At 75.5% G+C, this 5,050-nt stretch carries 2 protein-coding genes; both read left to right on the forward strand.

Annotation, left to right across the window (positions count from 1 at the left end):
* The first annotated feature begins 58 nt into the window (after positions 1–58).
* Entirely contained in the window at positions 59–3,208 is a 3,150-nt protein-coding gene (locus Cco03nite_RS41605; RefSeq protein ID WP_203699567.1) for a type I polyketide synthase, read from the forward strand.
* Between the two features lie 13 nt (positions 3,209–3,221).
* Positions 3,222–5,050 (forward strand): type I polyketide synthase (locus tag Cco03nite_RS41610; RefSeq protein WP_444546538.1); only part of this gene is annotated, 1,829 nt, incomplete at its 3' end.

A 5,050-nucleotide genomic window follows, 5' to 3' on the forward strand; every position in this document is an offset into this window, starting at 1 on the left:
GGCTGAGTTCGAGCAGGTCGTGTCGGGGTTGCGGTTCGAGCCGCCGAAGCTTGCGTTCGTGTCCACAGTGACAGGTGGGCTGGTGGGGGCCGATGAGCTGTCCCGTCCGGGTTACTGGGTCGACCATGTGCGCCGTCCGGTGCTGTTCGCCGACGCGGTCGGCACACTGGTCCGCGAGGGTGCCTCCACGCTGCTGGAGATCGGGCCGGACGCGGTGCTCACCGCGATGGCGTCCGTGTTCCTGCCGGAGGGCGTGGCAGCGGTCGGCCTGTTGCGGCGCGACCGCGACGAGGCACGCGAGCTGTCCACCGCGCTGGCACGCCTGCACGCCAGGGGAGCGGTCGCCGGCCGGCCACACGTTGCCGGCTCGCCGTCCTGGGCGGACCTGCCGACGTACCCGTTCCAGCGGCAGCGGTACTGGATGACCGCGGCCGCGGCCGCCGACCTGGCCACGACCGGCCTCGACGACGCCGGGCACCCGCTGCTCGGCGCGGCGGTGGAGCTGGCCGGCGGCGACGGCGCGCTGCTCACCGGCCGGATCTCGCTGTACGGGCAGCCCTGGCTCGCCGACCACCGGGTGACGGGCACGGTGCTGCTGCCCGGCACCGCCTTCGTCGAGCTGGCTGTTCGCGCCGGTGACCAGGTCGGGTGCGGCGTGCTCGACGAGCTGACCCTCGCCGCGCCGCTGGTGCTGGCGGCCGGTGAGCCGGTGACGTTGCAGGTGGCGGTGGGCGCGGCCGACGACGACGGGCGCCGTCCCGTCAGCGTGTACGCCCGCGCCGGTGACGGCGACGACTGGACCCGCCACGCGACCGGCTTCGTCGCACCCGCCGTGCCCGGCGATCCCGGGGAGGGCCTGACGGCGTGGCCGCCGCCCGGCGCGGACGAGCTGCCCGTCGACGACGCGTACGCCCGCCTGGCCGAGCAGGGCTACGGCTACGGCCCCGGTTTCCAGGGCCTGCGCCGGGCCTGGCGCAGCGGTGACGACGTGTATGCCGAGGTCACCCTGCCGGAGTCCCTGGACCCGGCCGGCTACCGGCTGCACCCCGCGCTGCTCGACGCGACGCTGCACGCGTTCATGCTCCGCGCCCTGGACGACGCCGAACCGGCGCTGCCGTTCGCCTGGAACGGCGTGTCGGTGTACGCGGTCGGCGCGACCGACCTGCGGGTCCGGTTCACCTCCACGGGCCCGGACACGGTCGCGGTGCTGATCGCCGACGGCACCGGCGCGCCCGTCGCGGCAGCCCGCTCGCTGCAGTGGCGCACCGTCGCCGCCGACGCGCTCCCGGCCGCCCGCTCCGCACACCGCGACGCCCTGTTCACCGTCGACTGGGACGCCGTGCCCGCGGGCTCGGCGGGCGACCGCACCGGCTGGGCCGTGCTCGGCTCCGACGACCTGCGCCTGGGCGCGCGGCTCGGCGTCACCCGGCACGGCGCGACACTCGACGACCTGCTCGCCGCAGCGGGCGAGGCGGTGCCGGACACGGTGCTGACCTGCCTGGTCGAACCCGCCGACGCCGACGACCGTACCGACGGCGGGGTCATCGGCGAGGTCCACGCCGCCACCCGGGCCGCGCTGGAACTGGCCCAGGTTTGGCTGGCCGACCCGCGGTTCGTGCAGTCCCGGCTGGTCGTGGTCACCCGCGGCCTGCTCGCCGCGGGCACCGGAAGCGGTGACCTGGCCCTGGCCGCCGCCACCGCGCTGCTGCGCTCCGCGCAGGCGGAGAACCCGGACCGGATCCTGCTGGCCGACCTCGACGGCGCGGACGACGCGGTCGACCTGCTGCCCGCGGCGCTGGCCACCGGCGAACCACAGGTCGCGATCCAGCAGGGCCGGGTACGCGCACCCCGCCTCACCCGGGTGCGCCCGGCCACCGGCGACGGCGCGCCGCTGCGCACCGGCGGCACCGTGCTGGTCACCGGCGGCACCGGCGGCCTCGGCGCGATCCTGGCCCGCCACCTGGTCACCCGGCACGGCGTGCGGCACCTGCTGCTCGCCGGCCGGCGCGGTCTGGCCGGCGCGGGCGCGGGGGAGCTGTCCGACGAGCTGACCGCCCTCGGCGCGCGGGTCACCGTGGCCGCCTGCGACACCGCCGACCGGGACGCGCTGGCCAGGCTGCTGGCCGGCATCCCGGCCGAGCGGCCGCTGACCGCCGTCGTGCACGCCGCCGGTGTCGCCGACGACGGCGTCATCGGTTCGCTGGACCCGCAACGGCTCGCCGGGGTCCTGCGGCCCAAGGTGGACGGCTCCTGGCACCTGCACGAGCTGACCCAGGGCGCCGACCTCGACGCGTTCGTGCTGTTCTCCTCGGCGGCCGCCGTGTTCGGGGCGCCCGGCCAGGGCAACTACGCGGCCGCCAACGCGTTCCTCGACGGGCTGGCGCTGCACCGCCGCGAGCAGGGCCTGCCCGCGACCGCGCTGTCGTGGGGCCTGTGGGCGGCCCGGAGCAGCGGCATCACCGGCCACCTCGGCGACGCCGACTTCCAGCGCATGGCACGGGCCGGTCTGACCGCGCTCGACGAGCAGGAAGGCCTGGCGCTGCTCGACGCGGCGCTCGGCCGGCCCGACCCGTGGCTGCTGCCGATGCGGCTGGACCTGCGGGTGCTGCGCGCCCCGGGCAACGCCGTGCCGGCCCTGCTCCGCGGCCTGGTGCCGATCCCGGGGCAGCGCGCCGCGGCGAGCGGCCAGCGGATGTCCGGCCTCGCCGACGACCTGGCCCGGCTCGGCGAGGCCGAGCAGCGGGAACTGCTCGGCGACCTGGTCCGCAAGCAGGTCGCCACGGTGCTCGGCCACGCCGCCGGGGCCGCCGTCGATCCCGACCGGGCGTTCAAGGAGCTGGGCTTCGATTCGCTCACGGCGGTGGACCTGCGCAACCGGCTCAACACCCTGACCGGGCTGCGGCTGCCCGCGACGCTGGTGTTCGACCACCCGACGCCGGGCTCGCTCGCCGAGCACCTGCGCGCGGCGCTGGCCGGCCCCGGCATCGACCCGGAGCGGCTGGTGCACCAGGAACTCGACCGGCTGGAGACGGCGCTCGCCGCCGACCTCGACGACCTGGCCCGGGCACGCGCGAAGGTGCGCCTGCAGGAGCTGCTGTCGCAGTGGGACACCCCCGCGGCGACCACCGACGTGACTTCGGAACTGCGGGACGCGTCAGCCGACGAGCTCTACGACTTCGTCGGGCGTGAGTTCGGCATCGCGATCTGAGCTGGGGAGATAGCTGACAATGGCGGACGAGAAACTGCTCGGATACTTCAAGAAGGTCACGGCGGAGCTGTACCAGACCCGCCAGCGGCTGCAGGAGCTGGAGGCGCAGGACCAGGAGCCCATCGCGATCATCGGCATGTCCTGCCGGTACCCGGGCGGGGTGCGCACGCCCGAGGACCTGTGGCGACTCGTCGCCGACGGCGTCGACGCGGTGTCGGAGTTCCCGGCGAACCGGGGCTGGCCCGCCGACCTGTACGACCCGGACCCGGAGGCGACCGGCAAGAGCTACTCCCGCGAGGGCGGCTTCCTGCACGACGCCGACGCGTTCGACGCCGAGTTCTTCGGCATGTCGCCGCGGGAGGCGCTCGGCGTCGACCCGCAGCAGCGGCTGCTGCTGGAGATCTCGTGGGAGGCGTTCGAGCGGGCGGGTATCGACCCGGCGACCGCGCAGGAGACCCCGGTCGGCGTGTTCGCGGGTGTGATGTACGCCGACTACGGCGTGCGGCTGCTGCACGACATCCCGGAGGGGTTCGAGGGATACCTGCTCACCGGCAGCGCGGGCAGCGTCGCGTCCGGCCGGGTCGCGTACAACCTGGGCCTGGTCGGCCCGGCCGTCACCGTCGACACCGCGTGCTCGTCGTCGCTGGTGGCGATGCACCTGGCGGCACGGGCGCTGCGCTCGGGCGACTGCACGCTGGCGCTGGCCGGCGGCGTCACGGTGATGTCGATGCCGGGCACGTTCGTCGAGTTCAGCCGCCAGCGCGGGCTCGCCCCGGACGGGCGGTCGAAGTCGTTCGCCGCCGCGGCCGACGGCGTCGGCTGGTCCGAGGGCGCGGGCATGCTGCTGCTGGAGCGGCTGTCCGACGCCCGCCGCAACGGCCACCGGGTGCTCGCGCTGCTGCGCGGCTCGGCGGTCAACCAGGACGGCGCGTCCAACGGGCTCACCGCGCCCAACGGGCCGTCGCAGCGGCGGGTGATCCGGCAGGCGCTGGTCAACGCCCGGCTGGACCCGGCCGACGTGGACGTGGTCGAGGCGCACGGCACCGGCACCACGCTGGGCGACCCGATCGAGGCCGAGGCGCTGCTGGCGACGTACGGGCAGGACCGGCCCGCGGACCGGCCGCTGCGGCTCGGCTCGATCAAGTCGAACCTGGGACACACCCAGGCGGCCGCCGGCGTCGCCGGTGTGATCAAGATGGTGCAGGCGCTGGCGCACGAGGCGCTGCCGCGCACGCTGCACGTGGACGCGCCGTCGCCGCACGTGGACTGGTCCTCGGGCGCGGTCGAGCTGCTGACCGACCAGCGGCCCTGGCCGCGCGCGGACACACCGCGCCGCGCCGGAGTGTCCTCGTTCGGCATCAGCGGCACCAACGCCCACGTGATCATCGAGGAGGCCCCGGCCGCCGAAGCGGCTCCTTCCGACGACGCCGCTCCTTCCGACGTCGCCGGGCTGTTCGATGCGCGATCCGACGTAGACGCTCCGGTCACGGTCGAGCCGGTGGCGATGCCAGTCGTGCCGTGGCTGCTCAGTGCCCGGAACCCGCAGGCGCTGCGCGAGCAGGCCGAACGGCTGCACGCGGCCGTGTCCGACCTCGACCCGCAGGACGTCGGCCTCACGCTGGCCACGGCCAGGGCACGGTTCGATCACCGGGCCGTGGTGACCGGACCCGATCGCGACACCCTGCTGACGGGCCTGTCCGCCCTGGCAGCCGGCACGCCCTCACCCGACGTCGCGCAGGACGTGGTGACACCGGGCCGGTTGGGCCTGCTGTTCACGGGTCAGGGTGCGCAGCGTGCGGGCATGGGCCTGGGCCTGTATGAGGCGTTCCCGGTGTATGCGGG

It is taken from the genome of Catellatospora coxensis, assembly GCF_016862635.1.
Lineage (GTDB): Bacteria > Actinomycetota > Actinomycetes > Mycobacteriales > Micromonosporaceae > Catellatospora > Catellatospora coxensis.